19 protein-coding genes are annotated in these 17,441 nt (G+C 39.9%); all 19 read left to right on the forward strand.

Annotation, left to right across the window (positions count from 1 at the left end; all coding sequences use genetic code 11):
• Positions 1-22: 22 nt before the first annotated feature.
• The 19 genes from glyA to LMC10_RS06620 all read left to right on the forward strand — a co-directional run bounded on the left by glyA (position 23) and on the right by LMC10_RS06620 (position 17,437).
• Positions 23-1,258 carry a serine hydroxymethyltransferase gene (gene glyA, locus LMC10_RS06530; protein WP_229269272.1) on the forward strand — a complete coding sequence of 412 codons (1,236 nt, stop codon included), beginning with the start codon at positions 23-25 and terminating at the stop codon, positions 1,256-1,258.
• 92 nt (positions 1,259-1,350) lie between these two features.
• On the forward strand, positions 1,351-1,986 hold the full coding sequence (gene upp / locus LMC10_RS06535; RefSeq protein ID WP_003676152.1) for a uracil phosphoribosyltransferase: 636 nt from the start codon (positions 1,351-1,353) through the stop codon (positions 1,984-1,986).
• 131 nt (positions 1,987-2,117) lie between these two features.
• The gene (ptsP, locus tag LMC10_RS06540) at positions 2,118-3,845 is read left to right on the forward strand and encodes a phosphoenolpyruvate--protein phosphotransferase (protein WP_229269273.1); all 1,728 of its coding nucleotides are present in this window, start codon (positions 2,118-2,120) and stop codon (positions 3,843-3,845) included.
• 101 nt (positions 3,846-3,946) lie between these two features.
• Positions 3,947-5,062 carry a YibE/F family protein gene (locus LMC10_RS06545; protein WP_229269274.1) on the forward strand — a complete coding sequence of 372 codons (1,116 nt, stop codon included), beginning with the start codon at positions 3,947-3,949 and terminating at the stop codon, positions 5,060-5,062.
• Positions 5,059-5,832 carry a YibE/F family protein gene (locus LMC10_RS06550; RefSeq protein ID WP_020842927.1) on the forward strand — a complete coding sequence of 258 codons (774 nt, stop codon included), beginning with the start codon at positions 5,059-5,061 and terminating at the stop codon, positions 5,830-5,832. The genes LMC10_RS06545 and LMC10_RS06550 overlap by 4 nt, the downstream gene beginning before the upstream one ends.
• A gap of 158 nt (positions 5,833-5,990) precedes the next feature.
• Positions 5,991-7,262 carry a uracil permease gene (gene uraA / locus LMC10_RS06555; RefSeq protein WP_003666556.1) on the forward strand — a complete coding sequence of 424 codons (1,272 nt, stop codon included), beginning with the start codon at positions 5,991-5,993 and terminating at the stop codon, positions 7,260-7,262.
• Between the two features lie 303 nt (positions 7,263-7,565).
• Positions 7,566-8,273, forward strand: a complete 708-nt coding sequence (gene atpB, locus LMC10_RS06560; RefSeq protein WP_003666558.1) for a F0F1 ATP synthase subunit A — start codon at positions 7,566-7,568, stop codon at positions 8,271-8,273.
• Positions 8,274-8,297: 24 nt separating this feature from the next.
• Positions 8,298-8,516 carry a F0F1 ATP synthase subunit C gene (atpE, locus tag LMC10_RS06565; RefSeq protein WP_003666561.1) on the forward strand — a complete coding sequence of 73 codons (219 nt, stop codon included), beginning with the start codon at positions 8,298-8,300 and terminating at the stop codon, positions 8,514-8,516.
• A gap of 42 nt (positions 8,517-8,558) precedes the next feature.
• Positions 8,559-9,077: a F0F1 ATP synthase subunit B gene (gene atpF / locus LMC10_RS06570; protein WP_003666564.1), complete on the forward strand. Its 519-nt coding sequence runs from the start codon at positions 8,559-8,561 to the stop codon at positions 9,075-9,077.
• Positions 9,067-9,609 (forward strand): ATP synthase F1 subunit delta, encoded by a 543-nt coding sequence (gene atpH / locus LMC10_RS06575; protein ID WP_003667559.1) that lies wholly within the window; start codon positions 9,067-9,069, stop codon positions 9,607-9,609. Before atpF ends, atpH begins: the two co-directional genes overlap by 11 nt.
• A gap of 31 nt (positions 9,610-9,640) precedes the next feature.
• A complete protein-coding gene (atpA, locus tag LMC10_RS06580; protein ID WP_003666568.1) occupies positions 9,641-11,170 on the forward strand; it encodes a F0F1 ATP synthase subunit alpha in 1,530 nt (509 codons plus the stop codon).
• 35 nt (positions 11,171-11,205) lie between these two features.
• On the forward strand, positions 11,206-12,150 hold the full coding sequence (locus LMC10_RS06585) for a F0F1 ATP synthase subunit gamma (protein ID WP_003666570.1): 945 nt from the start codon (positions 11,206-11,208) through the stop codon (positions 12,148-12,150).
• A 26-nt stretch (positions 12,151-12,176) separates the two neighbouring features.
• Positions 12,177-13,604, forward strand: coding sequence for a F0F1 ATP synthase subunit beta (gene atpD / locus LMC10_RS06590; protein WP_003666573.1), 1,428 nt, complete (start codon positions 12,177-12,179; stop codon positions 13,602-13,604).
• An 11-nt stretch (positions 13,605-13,615) separates the two neighbouring features.
• Complete coding sequence (locus LMC10_RS06595; protein ID WP_003666575.1) at positions 13,616-14,047, forward strand: F0F1 ATP synthase subunit epsilon; 432 nt, start codon at positions 13,616-13,618, stop codon at positions 14,045-14,047.
• 202 nt (positions 14,048-14,249) lie between these two features.
• Positions 14,250-14,513 carry a DUF1146 family protein gene (locus tag LMC10_RS06600; RefSeq protein ID WP_003667560.1) on the forward strand — a complete coding sequence of 88 codons (264 nt, stop codon included), beginning with the start codon at positions 14,250-14,252 and terminating at the stop codon, positions 14,511-14,513.
• 18 nt (positions 14,514-14,531) lie between these two features.
• The gene (murA, locus tag LMC10_RS06605) at positions 14,532-15,848 is read left to right on the forward strand and encodes a UDP-N-acetylglucosamine 1-carboxyvinyltransferase (RefSeq protein ID WP_229269275.1); all 1,317 of its coding nucleotides are present in this window, start codon (positions 14,532-14,534) and stop codon (positions 15,846-15,848) included.
• Between the two features lie 106 nt (positions 15,849-15,954).
• Positions 15,955-16,947: a rod shape-determining protein gene (gene mreB / locus LMC10_RS06610; RefSeq protein ID WP_003666578.1), complete on the forward strand. Its 993-nt coding sequence runs from the start codon at positions 15,955-15,957 to the stop codon at positions 16,945-16,947.
• Between the two features lie 5 nt (positions 16,948-16,952).
• Positions 16,953-17,189 (forward strand): membrane protein insertion efficiency factor YidD, encoded by a 237-nt coding sequence (gene yidD / locus LMC10_RS06615; RefSeq protein ID WP_228341806.1) that lies wholly within the window; start codon positions 16,953-16,955, stop codon positions 17,187-17,189.
• Between the two features lie 23 nt (positions 17,190-17,212).
• Entirely contained in the window at positions 17,213-17,437 is a 225-nt protein-coding gene (locus LMC10_RS06620; protein WP_003666580.1) for a DUF2969 domain-containing protein, read from the forward strand.
• The last annotated feature ends 4 nt before the right edge of the window (positions 17,438-17,441 follow it).

The following is a 17,441-nucleotide window of genomic DNA, read 5'->3' on the forward strand; positions in this document are numbered from 1 at the left end:
ATAACCAGAGGAGATGTTGTAAATGAACTATGGTAAAAAATCACCCCAATTATGGGCAGCCATTGAAAATGAAGAACAACGCCAGCAAGATACGATTGAGCTAATTGCCTCCGAGAATATCGTTTCAGATGCTGTTCGTGAAGCGCAAGGGTCAGTTCTAACAAATAAGTATGCTGAGGGATATCCTAATAAGCGGTATTACGGTGGTTGTGAGTTTATAGATCAAGTTGAACAATTGGCAATTGATTATGCTAAAAAGTTATTCAATGCAGCATATGCTAATGTTCAACCTCATTCTGGATCACAAGCTAATATGGCAGTTTACCAAGCACTCCTCAAGCCTGGAGATGTGATTTTAGGGATGGGGATGGATGCTGGTGGGCACCTAACTCATGGAGCAACAGTTAATTTTAGTGGAAAATTATATAAGACGTATGGCTATGGCTTAAATCCAGATACTGAAGAGCTTGATTATGATGAAATTATGGCTTTAGCTAAGAGGGTAAAACCACAATTGATCGTTGCGGGAGCTTCTGCCTATAGTCGGATTATTGATTGGCAGGCATTTCGTAAGATTGCTGATGAAGTTGGGGCTTACTTAATGGTTGATATGGCTCATATCGCCGGATTAGTAGCAACTGGTGCCCATCCAAGTCCGCTTCCAATTGCTGATGTCGTTACTACTACTACTCATAAAACACTTCGGGGCCCGCGGGGAGGAATGATCCTCTCTAAATCGACTGAGTTAGGACGGAAAATTAATTCAGCAGTTTTCCCTGGAATCCAAGGTGGACCACTGGAACATGTAATTGCGGGGAAAGCTCAAGCACTTTATGAGGACTTGCAACCGGAATATGCGGAATATATCCAACAAGTTGTAAAAAATGCCCAAGCAATGGAAAAAGTGTTTAATACTAGTAAACAAATTCGGGTGGTTTCCGGAAAAACCGAAAATCACCTTCTCGTTCTAGATCTTACTAAGACTGGTTTAACAGGAAAAGATGCGCAAAATCTCCTTGACCGTGTTCACATTACAACTAATAAGGAGGCCATTCCGAATGACCCACGAAGTCCATTTATCACAAGTGGCTTGCGGATTGGAACTCCTGCTATTACCAGCCGTGGATTTAAAGAAGGAGACGCGCAAAGAGTTGCGGAATTAATCAGTACAGCCTTAACTAACCCTACCGATGAAGAGCGTCTACAAGAAGTAGCAAAAGATGTGCATGAGCTAACCACAAAGTATCCGATTAACTAAAAAAATAGAACGTAAAAAGTTGTTAAGATCCTTTGTCATGACTTGATTTTTTTGGTAGAATAGTGAAGAAATTCAAAGGAGTGTATATAGGCATGGGTAAATTTGAAGTGTTAGATCATCCATTGATTCAGCACAAGCTAACAATGATTCGGGATAAAAATGTTGGGACAAAGTTTTTCCGGGAAACGGTCAAGGAAATTTCAACTTTAATGGCTTATGAAGTTGCACGTGATATGCCATTAAAGGATGTTGAAATTGAAACGCCGATTGCTAAAACAACCCAGAAAGAATTGGCTGGTAAAAAAGTAGCGATTATTCCAATTCTTCGGGCCGGAATCGGAATGGTTGATGGGATGACTGACCTTATCCCAGCAGCTAAAATTGGTTTTATCGGAATGTACCGGGATGAAGAAACCTTAAAGCCGCATGAATACTTTGTTAAGTTACCTAATGATATTACAGAACGGCAATTATTCATCGTTGACCCAATGCTGGCAACTGGTGGTTCAGCAATGATGGCAATCGAAGCCTTAAAGAAGCGCGGTTGCTCAGAAAAGAATATGAAATTTGCTTGCTTAGTTGCAGCCCCTGAAGGAGTTAAGGCTGTGCGCGATGCTTATCCAGATGTCGATATTTATACAGCAGGACTTGATGATCATCTTAATGAAGATGGATACATTGTTCCTGGATTAGGCGATGCTGGTGACCGTCTTTTTGGTACTAAGTAGAGTATTAAGGATTAAAAGCATGATCTGTAGAAAACTTTTTAGCTTTCGCAAATCTTGCTTTTTATTTTTTGTTTGTGTTGAAAAGGCTTTCGCTTATAATAGGTACTATACCAGAAAAGGGGAATTGATTAATGGAGACCCAAATTAATGGAATCGCAGCTAGTGATGGAGTAGGAATTGCACCTGCTTACTTATTAACGAAGCCTAATCTTAACTTTGAAAAATATCATATTAGTGATCCTGATAGTGAAAAAGCAAGATTGCATCATGCCTTTGATAAGATTGTTCAGAAATTAAAGGAGACTAAGAAGAAGCTTGTTGATAAACTTGGTGCAGAAGATTTGGCAATTTTTGATACTCATATTGCAATCCTAAACGATCCGGAAATGATTAAACAAGTTGAAAACCGGATTGCCAATCAACGCTTAAATGCAGAATCGGCTTTTGCAGAAGTAATTACTAAGATGATCAAAACCCTTCAGGCAATGACTGGAAATGAATATATGCAAGAGCGAGCAGCTGATTTTCAAAATATTCAAGATCAGGTTTTAGCAGAGTTAGAAGGCAAACAGCTCCCTAATTTACGTGAATTAGATCATCCCGTCATTGTAGTTGCTCATTCTATTGGCCCTGCTGATACTTCACAGATGGATGGTCGCTTTGTTAAGGGGATTATTACCGATTTGGGTGGCCGAACTAGTCATGCAGCGATTATGGCTCGTTCTTTACAGATTCCAGCAATTGTTGGATGTAACGATATCACCAAAAAGGTGCAGAATGGCCGACGAGTAATTGTTGATGGTTTTGAAGGCAGTGCGATTATTGAACCATCAACAAGTGATGTTAAACAATATCAAAAAATTGCGGATAAGTTTATGAATGTTCGTCAGCAATGGAAAAAAATGATTAACCAGCCCTCAGTAACTGCTGATGGCCAGCAATATAAGATTTCAGCTAATATTGGTTCTTCAGTTGATATTTCATCAGCAATAGAAAATGGTGCTGATGGTGTTGGCCTATTTCGAACTGAATTTCTTTATATGAAAAGCGACCACCTCCCAACCGAAGAAGAGCAGTTTAATGCCTATCGTCGAGCCGTTGAACAGTTAAATGGGAAACGGCTAGTAGTTCGGACCTTAGATATCGGTGGCGATAAACCACTTCAATTCATGCCTTTACCCAAAGAAATGAACCCTTTCCTTGGCTACCGGGCTATTCGGATTGCGCTTGATCGGCCAGAAATGTTTAGGACTCAGTTGCGGGCCTTACTCCGCGCATCCGAGTTTGGGAAGATTAATATTATGTTTCCAATGATTACCACGCTTGAAGAATTACAAGCAGCTAAGAAAATCTATTATGAGGAGCAGCAGAAATTAGCTGTCGATCATCCTGGGATTGGCCGCGATGTCCATCTTGGGATAATGATTGAAGTTCCATTAGCCGCATTAAATGCTGAGCGTCTAGCTGCAGAAGTTGATTTCTTTAGCATTGGAACTAATGATTTAATCCAATATTGTTTTGCGGCTGACCGTGGTAATGATTCAGTTTCGTACCTTTACCAGCCGCTAAATCCAACTTTTTTAAAATTAATTAAGCACATTATCGATGCTGGGCATGCTCATGATACAACTGTGGCGATGTGTGGAGAAATGGCAGGAGATCGTTATGCCTTGCCACTATTAATCGGGATGGGATTGGATGTCTATTCGATGAGTGCCAGTTCTATTTTACGGACACGTTCAATGATGAAACAATTAGACAGCAAGAAATGTCAGGAACTCTATCAGCAGGCTATTACAACTTGCGATTCAATGACCGGTGTAAAGAAGTTAGTTCAAGATTGGTTGGTAACAAACTAAAAAGGATTTAGGAAAAGTAAAGATTTTTCTTAAATCCTTTTTTTGTTGCCTGTTAAGAGTAAAATGACAATAGTTTTGCTGTACTAAGGGGATGTAAAGTTGTGATTAAGCAATACTGGACAAAGCAAAGAATCTGGTTGTTAGTTTTTTTAGTGGTTATTGGGATTGGTACTCTCTTATTTACCAGCCATAATGAACAGTTCTATCAACAACCAATCGCTAAAGTAATCAGTGAAAAAACAGTGAGTAGGCAAAGGGTAAAAGACCAGTTTGCCAATGTTGACCACCAATATAATCAACAACTCCAAGTAAAACTAATGAATGGTAAATATCGCGGGCAAAAATTAACAGTCCAAAATACATATAGCGATTCGCAACCGATGGATCAACGCTATCGGGCAGGGAATGAAGTGTTTTTAACCCAGCTTCATAAACGAGGCGGAAAACTAACCGCCAATGTTAACGGTTATAAGCGGGACACAGTAATCGTCTTTTTACTCTGGCTTGTTGTCTTGTTGCTGCTTCTCCTTATGGGACGTTCAGGGCTATTTGCATTCTTAAGCGTAGTAATTAATGCTCTTTTGTTTATAATTGCAATTGAGATTGACTTAAAGCAAAATGGTCAGCATATTATGCTGCTTTTTAGTGTTCTTGCCATAATTTTTACGTTTATTAGCCTATTATTAGTTCTTGGTTTTAGTAAAAAGATGCTGGCAACTTTTGCAGCAACGGTTATTGGGACATTTGTTGCTTTAGGAGTAAGTATGCTTGTATTTATGTGGACACATGAACGGGGAATTTACTACGAGTCAATGGAATACGTTACTCAAGTTCCTCGACCGCTTTTCTTAGCTGAAACATTGTTGGGGTCTTTAGGAGCAGTAATGGATGAATCAAGCGATATTATCGCCACTCTTTTTGAGTTAAAACAGCTAAATCCCGCTGTTACCCGCAAACAGTTATTTATCTCTGGGCGCAATGTTGGTAAATCAATTATGGGACCGTTAATAAATGTTTTGTTTTTAATTTTTATGGTGGATACCTTTACCGGTAGTCTTTTGTATATCAAAAACGGCAACTCGTGGGGATATACTTATGCAATGAATATGAGCTTAGGGACCATTCAGAGCCTGATTAGTGGGATTGGGATTGTCCTTTCAGTTCCCCTTGTAAGTCTATTTGGGGCATTATTATTAGGGAAGAAGGTGCAAAGATGACGACAATTACGGGCCTTGGCTTGGTCTTGCTAATTTTGATGGTCCTTGTGGGAGGGAAACAGGGCTGGACGGCTTTTTTAAGCTTGCTTCTTAACTTTGGCTTTTTATATTTTGCAATTATTTTAGTCGCGTTTCATGTCCCCCCGTTATTTGTAACGGTGACTATTGGGATTACAATTTTGGCAATAACCATTTTCATGGGAGAGGATGATTTGCGGACAACCGTGACAGCCTTTTATGCTTCCCTCATCGTGTTATGTTTAATTTTAGTGCTGATCTTTATTGTCGAGCACTGGGCAATGGTGCAGGGCTTTGGAACAGAAGATAGCGATGAGTTAGAAGGGATGTCAATTTTAATTGGAATTAGTTATTTCAAAGTTTCTGTTACTACTACTATTTTGAGTTCGCTCGGCGCAATTGCGGAAGCGGCAATGGCGATTTCCTCTGGCCTTACGGAAATCCTTGAGAATCATCCTGAAAGAACTAATCGTCAATTAATTCATAGTGGGATGGCAATCGGGCAACAGATTATTGGAACAACATTTAATACGCTTTTCTTTGGCTTCTTCGGTGGATTCTTAGCACTATTTATTTGGTTCTTAGGTCTCCACTATTCCTTTGGTACAATTATGAATAATAAAATTTTTGTGGCAGAAATGATTGAAATTCTGATCTCTTTCATTGGGGTGCTGATCACTGTTCCCATGACCGCTTGGGTGATGACAAAGCGGCGTAAATCAGTTATTGACAATCATCCTAAAACAAAGTAATATACGAATAACTTATAAATAGACCTTTAATCGGAGTCCTGTGAGGCTTCAAAGGTGCGGATAAATTCTTAATGCTTTTCCATAGTTAGGATTGGGCAGAGGAAGAGACGACTTTGGAGCAGGGATTCCAAGGTCGTTTTTTCTTTAGGAGGATTTATATGGCGCACCGTGATAATGTTGTATTAGATGTAGACGAACGGCCGGCACCTTGGCAGTGGTTTGGCTTATCTTTACAACATATGTTTTCTATGTTTGGTTCCACTGTTTTAGTCCCAATCTTGGTCGGATTAAATCCAGGAATCGCCTTGTTTAGTTCGGGGGTAGGAACCCTGATGTACTTACTTATTACTAAGCATAAGATTCCTGCTTATATGGGATCTAGTTTCTCATTCGTTGTCCCAATGATGGCTTTAATGAAAACTACTGGTTATCCGGGAATTGCACAGGGTACAATTGCCGTTGGGTGCGTGTATTTAATCGTATCAGTAATTGTAACGTTGGTTGGCTCGCAATGGATTGACCGCATTTTGCCACCAATTGTTGTCGGTCCGATTGTAGTTGTAATTGGATTATCATTAGCAGGAACAGCCGCTAAAGATGCTACCATCAATTCAGCTACTGGCCATTATGATTTACGCTTTTTTGCGGTCGCAATGCTTACGATGGCAATAACAGTTATCTTCAATATGTATTTTAAAGGATTTCTCGGTTTAATTCCGATTTTGATGGGGATTGTCGCTGGTTATATTATTGCGGTCTTATTTGGTATTGTGGATTTTTCTCCAGTTGCGCATGCACACTGGTTTAGTTTGCCAGACTTCCAGATTCCATTTGTTGATTACCATCCCCAATTATACTGGGGTGCGATTTTGAGTATGGCACCGATCGCTTTCGTTACCATGACAGAACACTTGGGACATATTATGGTTCTGAATGAGTTGACTGAACGAAATTACTTCAAGGAACCAGGGTTGAACCATACGCTTGCAGGAGATGGGACGGCTTCAATTATTGCCGGATTCGTCGGTGGACCTCCCGTAACTAGTTATGGGGAAAATATTGGGGTAATGGCAATTACGCGTGTCCACTCAGTTTACGTTATTGCTGGAGCAGCTGTATTTGCCATCTTCTTTAGCTTTATTGGCAAATTAAGCGCCTTGATTGAATCTATTCCTTCACCAGTTATCGGCGGGATTTCATTTCTATTATTTGGTGTGATTGCCTCTAGTGGATTGCGCGTAATGATTGAGAACAAAATTGATTTTAATGAAAAAAGAAATTTGATGATTTCATCCGTTATTTTAGTAATTGGGATTGGGAATGCCTATCTTCAATTGGGAAAATATCAATTCTCTGGATTAGCAGTTGCAGCCGTCCTCGGAATAATAATGAATTTAATTCTTCCCCAAAAAGCCAAAAGTGAAATGTAGTTTGAATTTTAAGCAGAGTGAGTTCGGCCTCTTACTCTGTTTTTTCGTATGATAACAAAACAAAAAAGTTGAGCGGTCGTGGAAAAAAACAGATTGTAAGAAAAAGTTTATCAAAGCTATGAAAACGTTTTCTTTCCATTCTTATCAATTGATTAGTAGGGGTATATAAACCTAATGTTTTTTTGAATTTTAACGAAATTAATGATATATTAACATTCGTAACTTGGGGTAGTTCGTTTTATTTGCAACGTTCATCCAATTTACAAGCCAAATTATTGTTATAAGGAAAGAGGTGGAATATGAATGGGCGGTGATGCTTTAACTTTTAAGCTTTTCGGACTCACGTTCAATACTACGAACATTGTTTCTGGACTGATTATCTACGCAATCGTGTTCTTCACTCTTTACGGGATGTCACGAAAGATCCAAATGAAGCCTACTGGTGCACAAAATGTATTTGAGTGGCTAGTTGACTTTACTAATGGAATTGTGCGAAGTCAGATGCCAGCATCCGAACAAGGGCACTATAGTTTCTTTGCCTTTGTTTTGTTTGTTTTCATTTTCTTTGCAAACCAATTCGGTTTAATTTTCCAATTCCATTGGAACGGAGCTGAAGTGCTTAGAAGTCCAACGGCAGATCCAGTTGTTACGTTAACACTTTCTTTAATGGTAATGGTATTAGCATTCGCTGCTGGAGTAGCACATAATGGCCTTGGTGGATACTTGAAAGGATACACTAAACCATTTACTTTAATGCTTCCTGTTAACATTATCGAAGACTTTGCTAACTTCTTAACTCTTGGTCTCCGTATTTTTGGTAACATTTTTGCCGGTGAACTTTTAATGAGTTTGATTGCTAATATGGCATTCTCACATGGAATCCTAACTATTATTCCAGGACTATTTTTGGAACTAGCATGGCAAGGGTTCTCCGTATTTATCGGTTCGATTCAGGCATATGTCTTTGTAACATTAACGACGGTTTATATTTCTCGGAAGATTTCCGAATAATAATCCCTAAGGAGGAATTTTAAAATGGCATTAGGAGCAATTGCTGCAGGACTCGCGGCTATGGGTGCCGCTATCGGTGGTGGTATCGGTGACGGTATCTTAATCGGACACACAGTTGACAGTATCGCACGTCAACCAGAATTACAAAGTAGATTACAAGCAACGATGTTTATTGGTGTTGGTTTGATTGAAGCCATGCCTATTATTGCCATCGTTATTGGCTTCCTTGTTATGAACAAGTAATTATTTTAAGTTTTTTATTTTAAGATAAGGAGGTGTCAATAGATGTTTGTAAACAGTGTGTTAGCTGAATCAAACAGTTTATACATTGGTGACTTGGTATTCTACATCGTTACTTTTATCATCTTAATGCTATTAGTTAAGCATTTTGCTTGGAAACCAGTAACAGATATGATGAAGAAACGTGCAGATAAGATTGCTAATGACATTGATAATGCTGCTCGTTCACGTGAAAGTGCTGAAAAGATGGCTGCAAAGCGACAAGCTGAGTTACAAAGCTCACGGCAAGAAGCTGCTGAGATTGTAAGTAATGCTAAAAAGTCTGGAGAAACTCAGCGGGCACAAATTGTTGAAACGGCGCAAAAAGATGCCCAAGCTCTCAAGCAACAGGCACAAAAAGATGCTGAGCAAGCACGTCGCGATGCATTAAATAGTGCTAAGGATGACGTTGCAAACTTATCTATTGAGATTGCTTCCAAACTCATCCAAAAAGAATTAAAGGCAGACGATCAAAAAGAATTGATCGATTCCTATATCGAAGGGTTGGTAGAACATGAGTCTTGATAAGAAGACAGTTGCTGATCGCTATGCGAAAGCACTGTTTGAATTGGTCGATGCTGATAACGAACTCGATCAAACTTATCAAGAATTGATTGCTTTACGCCAAGTCTTTGAGGACAACGAGGGATTGGACGCCGCACTTGCGGGAGTTCAACTGTCACTTGATGAAAAGAAATCATTGATTAAAGATTTACAGCAAGGTGCTTCGAAGTATGTTGCTAACTTAATTCAAATGGTTTTCGATTACGGCCGTATTGACTGCATGGTCGCAATTATTGATGAGTTTGAACGGCGGTATGACCGTAAAATGAAGCGGATGCATGCTGACGTTACCACAGCGATCCAACTCGATAAACAACAAGAGGATCAACTGAAGGCTAATCTTGCAAAACGTTTTGGTGCTAATGAAGTTACCTTAACGAAACATGTTGATCCAGAAATTTTAGGTGGGGTTATTGTCCATGTTGATAATAAGACATTAGATGGTAGTCTCAGCTCAAAGATTAAGCAAATTCGTCGTTTACTAGTTAGATAAATATATCTTTTTTCAAAGAGGTGAGACCTTTATGAGCATTAAAACTGAGGAAATCAGTTCACTCATCAAAAAACAACTCGCCAACTACCAAGACAAAGTATCTGTCGAAGAAACCGGTACTGTTACCTATGTTGGTGATGGGGTTGCTCGTGCCGATGGCTTAGATAATGCTATGGCTGGTGAGTTGCTCGAATTTAGTAACGGGGTCTACGGAATGGCTCAAAACCTCGAAAGTAATGATGTAGGTATTGTTATTTTAGGGGATTACACAGGCATTCGTGAAGGAGACACCGTTAAGCGGACGGGTCGAATCATGGAAGTACCCGTTGGCGATGCATTATTAGGACGGGTTGTTGACTCATTAGGTCGTCCAATTGACGGTCTTGGTGAGATTAAGACAGATAAAACTCGTCCAATTGAACGTAAAGCTCCAGGTGTTATGGAGCGTAAGAGTGTTAGTGTGCCACTTCAAACAGGTATTAAGGTTATTGATGCCTTAGTTCCAATTGGACGTGGTCAGCGTGAATTGATTATCGGTGACCGTAAGACAGGTAAAACTGCCATTGCGTTAGACACCATTATTAACCAAAAGAACCAAGACGTAATTTGTATTTACGTTGCTATTGGTCAAAAAGAATCAACTGTTCGGGCTAGTGTTGAAACTCTTCGTAAGTATGGAGCATTAGATTACACAATTGTTGTTTCAGCTAGTGCTTCAAATCCTGCTCCAATGTTATACATTGCGCCATATGCAGGGGCTGCGATGGGTGAAGAATTTATGTTCAACGGTAAAGATGTTCTTATTGTTTATGATGATTTATCAAAACAAGCGGATGCATACCGTGAACTTTCATTAATTCTTCGTCGTCCTCCTGGTCGTGAAGCTTACCCTGGTGATATTTTCTATACTCACTCACGGTTGCTAGAACGTGCTGCTCGTTTGTCTGATGACCTCGGTGGTGGTTCAATGACCGCCTTGCCAATCATTCAGACGCAAGCTGGTGATGTTTCTGCATATATTCCTACTAACGTTATTTCTATTACTGATGGTCAGATCTTCTTAGATTCAGATGAATTCTATGCAGGTCAACGTCCAGCTATCGATGCTGGTACTTCAGTTTCTCGTGTTGGTGGTGACGCTCAGATCAAAGCAATGAAGAAAGTTGCTGGTACTTTGCGTTTGGATATTGCTTCATACAACGAATTAGCATCCTTTGCTCAATTCGGTTCCGACCTTGATGCAGCTACGCAAGCTAAATTGGCTCGTGGTCAACGGACTATGGAAGTCTTAAAGCAGGGATTACATGATCCGCTACCAGTAGAAGAACAAGTTGTAACATTATTTGCTCTTTCACGTGGCTTTATCGATAAAGTCGAAATTGAAGATGTTCAACGTTACGAAAGTGAATTGGCTGCTTACATGCATGCTAACCACCAAGACCTCTACGACACCATCAAGAAGACTGGTAAGCTACCAGAAGGCGATGACTTGCAAAATGCTGTTGCTAAGTTCTCTGAAACATTTCAAGGGACAAAAAAGCAAGTCGCTGAAGAAAAATAGTTAATGATGATTAGTCGAAAGGACGGTGAGATTTAGTGCCAGCTTCACTCGCTGCAGTTAAACATAAGATTGATTCCACTAAGAGTACGCGTCAGATTACTTCGGCGATGCAAATGGTTTCAACCGCAAAACTGAATCAAATTCAACACCACACTCAGACCTACGAAGTATATGCTGAGAAGGTTAAGCAAATGTTGTCTGATCTGGTTAAATCTCACAGCGCAACATCTGCAGCTTCGCAAGATGATGTTTACGCTGCACTGTTTAAAAAGCGCGCAGTTAAAAAGACTGGGGTGCTTGTGATTACGTCTGACCGAGGTTTGGTTGGTAGTTACAATAGTAATATTATCAAGCAAACGTTAGATATGATGGCTAAGCACAATCTTGATAAAGACAACACAGTATTCTTGACGGTCGGTAAAACTGGAACAGAATTCTTTAAGAAGAGGGGAATGAATGTCGTTTACGAATATTCAGGCGTTAGCGATGTTCCTACCTATCGGGAAGTTCACAGTATTGTGAAGACTGCTGTTCAAATGTACAGTGACCAAGTATTTGATGAAATGTACATGGTTTACAGCCATTACGTTAACCGAATTACATCAAATGTTATTGTTCATGATGTACTTCCAATTACTGAAAAGTCATTACTCGATGACGAAAATGAAGCGCAAGAAAATACAGAATTAAATAATTCTGATGTAAGTACTGCGCATGTTTCAGCCGAGTATGAATTTGAACCGTCAGATACAGAAATCATTTCTGCATTGGTTGCCCAATATGCAGAAAGTTTGATTTATGGAGCGATTCTTGATGCCAAGACATCAGAACACTCTTCAAGTGCGAATGCAATGCGTTCAGCTACAGATAATGCTGATGACATTATCTCTACTCTCGAATTGCAATATAACCGAGCACGGCAAGCAGCAATTACCACTGAAATTACAGAAATTACTGGTGGTATGACTGCTCAAGAATAATTTTTTCTAACGTAGGAGGAAACAACATGAGTTCTGGTAAAGTTTTACAAGTTATCGGACCAGTTGTTGATGTTGAATTTCCCTTAGACGAAAAACTTCCTGAAATTAATGACGCTTTGAAGATTAAGGAAAGCGATGGTAAGACTTTAACAACTGAAGTTGCCTTGGAATTAGGTGATGGTGTTGTTCGAACAATTGCCATGGACGGTACTGATGGTCTTCAACGTGGTATGGAAGTTGAAAACACTGGTGCATCAATTAGTGTACCAGTTGGTGATGATACTCTGGGACGAGTATTTAACGTCTTAGGGGAACCTGTTGACAACGGACCGAAATTTGGTCCTGATGCAAAGCGGATGCCTATTCACCGTGATGCACCAAAGTATGATGACTTAAATAATGCTACCGAAATTTTGGAAACTGGGATCAAGGTTATTGATTTACTAGCTCCATATGTTCGTGGTGGTAAGATTGGTCTATTCGGTGGTGCCGGTGTTGGTAAAACCGTTTTGATTCAGGAATTGATTCATAACATTGCTCAAGGTCATAATGGTATTTCTGTCTTCACAGGTGTTGGTGAACGTACCCGTGAAGGTAATGATATGTACTATGAAATGAAGGCCTCTGGAGTTCTTGAAAAGACGGCCATGGTTTATGGTCAGATGAACGAACCACCTGGTGCCCGTATGCGGGTTGCCTTAACTGGTTTAACAATTGCGGAATACTTCCGTGATGTAAAGGGACAAGATGTTTTGCTCTTTATCGATAACATCTTCCGGTTTACGCAAGCTGGTTCAGAAGTTTCTGCCCTCTTGGGTCGGATTCCTTCTGCCGTTGGTTACCAGCCAACATTAGCTACTGAAATGGGTCAGTTACAGGAACGGATTACTTCAACTAAGAAGGGATCAATTACGTCTATCCAAGCCGTTTATGTTCCAGCCGATGACTATACCGACCCTGCACCAGCTACAACATTTGCCCACTTGGATGCAACTACTAACTTGGAACGTCGATTAACCCAAATTGGTATTTATCCAGCCGTTGACCCACTAGCTTCAACTTCTACTGCTCTTACCCCAGAAATTGTTGGTAAAGAACACTATGAAGTTGCTACACAGGTTCAACACGTTCTTCAACGATACCATGAACTTCAAGATATCATCTCTATTTTAGGTATGGATGAATTATCTGACGAAGAAAAGACAATCGTTGCTCGTGCACGGCGGATTCAAAACTTCCTTTCCCAAAGCTTTAGTGTTGCTTCCCAATTTACAGGTTTACCTGGTAAATATGTTCCATTAAAGGAAACAATTAAAGGCTTTAAGGAAATTCTTGCTGGTAAGTATGATGATCTTCCAGAAGAAGCTTTCCGGTTAGTTGGACCAATTGAAGACGTTGTTGAAAAGGCAAAGAAAATGAAGGCTGAGACTGACGAAGATAGCTCAGAAGACTAGGAGGGATAATTATGGCTGAAAATACTTTTAAGGTCACTATTATTACTCCAGATGGCACCGTCTATGATAATGATAAGGTTACCATGCTCGTTATGAACACTGCTGGTGGACAAATGGGAATCATGGCTAACCACGTACCATTAATTGCTGCGCTTGAAATCAGTACAGTTCGAATTAAACATTCTGAAGGCACTGATGAAGTTGCAGCGGTTAACGGTGGGATCATTCAATTTGATGGTCAAAATGCTACAATCGCAGCTGATAGTGCTGAAATGCCTGAAGCAATTGACGTTGAGCGGGCACAGAGAGCTAAAAAGCGTTCTGAGTCTGCAATCGCAGAAGCAAAGAAGAAGCATAACCAAAGCGACTTATCACGTGCAGAAGTTCACCTCAAGCGTGCAATTAACCGTTTGAATGCTGCTTCTAAGCAACGCAATATCTAAGGTATAATATTACAAAGAGGCTGGAGAAAATAATCCAACCTCTTTACTATTTTAAAGTGTAAATTGCCAAACCACAGTAGATGCTTAGCCATCCTTGCGGGGGTGGGACTAAAACTTACAAGCGAGTTTAGTCTCACCCCTTTTTCGTTTAAAAGATCATTAAGCTTTTTTACGAATTAATAATTTAATCATGTGATATGATATGATTGAATTTAGTTTAAAAGAGGGTGATCGATTGCAAATTACAGGATTACGAGCGCTAATAGAAATAATAGTGCAATTGGCATTTGTCTGGTTAGCGTTTTTTGCTATTCAAGGAATACATTTTGAGCATTTTTTTAACCGACCACCGCGCACATTACCTTTACTCATTGTTTTAATGGCTACTGGACTGGGATATTTATGTGCGACATTTTTCTTAAATATCCTAAGTGCAATTGGGAATTTAACATATTTAATTCGATAGTATTTACTGGAGGAACTTATGGAAAAAATTGTTGTTAAGGGCGGTCAGAGGTTAACCGGTCGAGTTAAAGTTGAAGGAGCAAAAAATGCAGTCTTACCAATTCAAGCAGCATCTATTTTAGCTTCTAGCGGAAACATTAAATTATCAAATGTTCCAATTTTATCGGATGTAACGACAATGAATCAGTTATTACGGTTCTTAAATATAAAAGTAGATTTTGATAAGGATAAGCACGTTTTGACAATTGATGCGGCTGATCCTGTATCATCTGAAGCACCATTAGAATATGTTAGCCGGATGCGGGCATCGATGGTAGTCTTAGGACCCTTGCTAGCTCGGACAGGACATGCGCAAATTGCGCTTCCTGGTGGATGTGCGATTGGATCCCGGCCAATTGACTTACATCTTAAAGGATTACGTCAATTAGGAGCGATTATTGAGCAACACGATGGATACTTAGAGGCACGGGCTGAGCACTTAATTGGTGATCACATTTATTTAGATTTCCCTAGTGTCGGTGCAACGCAAAATCTGATGATGGCAGCAACACTTGCGCAAGGAATTACAACAATTGAAAATGCGGCTAGTGAGCCTGAAATTGTTGATTTAGCAAACATGTTGAATAAAATGGGTGCACGCGTCCATGGCGCTGGAACAGACATTATCCGAATTCAAGGGGTTAATTTTCTTCATGGCTGTGAACATACAGTAATGCCAGATAGGATTGAAGCAGGGACGTTCATGATTGCGACAGCCATTACTAATGGTGATGTCGTGGTTGAAGGGGCGATTGCTGAACATAACACCTCATTGATTGCTAAGTTGGAGGAAATGGGTGTGACAGTCATCGTTCAAGAAGATGGGATTCGTGTTCTGGGGACTTCGGTTTTAATTCCTACGAATATTAAGACTCTCCCATATCCAGGTTTCCCTACTGATCTTCAACCACAAATGTCCATTCTCCAGCTTTTGGCAAATGGGACCAGTACCCTAGATGAGACGATCTTTGAGAAGCGTTTTATGCATTTAGAAGAATTACGACGAATGAACGCTGATTTTCAAATTAATGGTCCAGTTGCGGTTTTAAATGGTCCTACGCATTTTAGTGGCGCTGAAGTAGCTGCCTCTGATTTACGAGCGGGGGCTGCTTTAGTATTGGCCGGGTTAGTTGCTGATGGAATTACCCAGGTTCGTAACCTAAAATATATTGATCGGGGATATTATCATCTTCACCAAAAGTTACAACAATTAGGGGCTAAGATTGATCGAATTAATGTCGAGGATAAAATTAAATTGGCGGTAAAGCCTTCTAAGAATAAAACAAATCAAGATTAAAGATTCGTAAGCGACGTCTATCTGTATCTCTATTTTGTGGTATAATTACGAACGATATTAACGAGTTTAGCGTTAAGACTTAACTAGCTAAAAGGAGAAGAAATTAATGGCAAAGGATATTGGAATTGATTTGGGAACTGCCAATGTTTTGATTTATGTTCAAGGCAAGGGTATTGTTCTAAATGAACCGTCAGTTGTGGCGGTTGATACAAAAACCAATAAAGTATTGGCTGTTGGTTCAGAAGCATACCGAATGGTTGGACGTACTCCTAGTAACATTCGGGCTATTCGTCCATTAAAGGATGGAGTTATTTCTGATTTTGATGTTACTCAAGAAATGCTTTCCTACTTTATTGGTAAACTAAGCGTTAAAGGGTTCATGTCAAAGCCAAACATCATGATTTGCGCACCAACGAATATTACTGAGATTGAACGGAAGGCAATTATTCAAGCCGCTGAACAATCTGGTGGTGGTAAAGTTTACCTTGAATACGAGCCAAAAGTAGCAGCAATTGGTGCTGGATTAGACATTTTTAAACCTCGTGGAAACATGGTCATTGATATGGGTGGTGGTACCAGTGATATCGCCATTCTTTCATTAGGCGATATTGTCTCAAGCCAGTCAATTAGGATGGCCGGTGATAAGATGAATAGTGATATTGCTTCTTATATTAAGAATAAGCACGGCCTAGTAATTGGTGAACATACTGCTGAAAAGATCAAAATGGAACTCGGGACTGCATTACGAGTTGATGATCCTGAAACGATGGATGTTCGTGGTCGAGATGTAGCTACTGGAATGCCAAAGCAAATTACTGTTAATGAAAATGAAATTGAAGAAGCATTGCATGATACGCTTGAACAAATTGTTTCAGCAGCTGTAAATGTATTAGAAACAATTCCACCAGAGTTAGCTAGTGATATTATTGACCGGGGAATAATGTTAACCGGTGGTACTTCTTTATTAAAGGGTGTCGATCAATTATTCAGTGCTCGTCTAAAAGTACCAGTTGTTGTTTCGCAAGACCCATTAGACAATGTTGCTAAGGGTGCTGGTGAAATGTTAGAACGGATGCAAAAGACTGAACGAAAGAAGTAGTTGAAATGGTAAGGATTTTAAGTGACCTTATACGCTGGTATCAACAAGGCGTTTCTGCCCAACGACCATTTCGCGTATGTCGCTTTACCCCCTCATGCTCACAGTATATGTTAGAAGCTTTACAACGTTTTGGCTTAAAGGGGATATTGCTCGGAAGTTGGCGGCTCCTTCGTTGTCAGCCGTTTTCTCGTGGTGGCTATGATCCGGTACCTAATCATTTTACTTTTCGTCGTCAGGGGTAATAATAGTTATTAAGGGTGAAAAAGTGTCAAAGAAAGATAAAAAAGTAGAAGTCAGCGTTAAAGATATTGAACGTCGTAATCAACCGGTTCAACAAATTTTTATTGGAGACCGATTGATTGGTGAAGTTGTAACCGATAATGAACGTTTCAAAGCAATGCTGATAAGTGACCAGAGCGAATTTTATGTTCGTTCTCAAGAAGAGGGATTAGAAATAGTCCTTCAACAATATCATCTTCACCAGCATTAGTTTG

The organism is Limosilactobacillus reuteri subsp. simiae (assembly GCF_020784875.1).
GTDB lineage: Bacteria > Bacillota > Bacilli > Lactobacillales > Lactobacillaceae > Limosilactobacillus > Limosilactobacillus reuteri_H.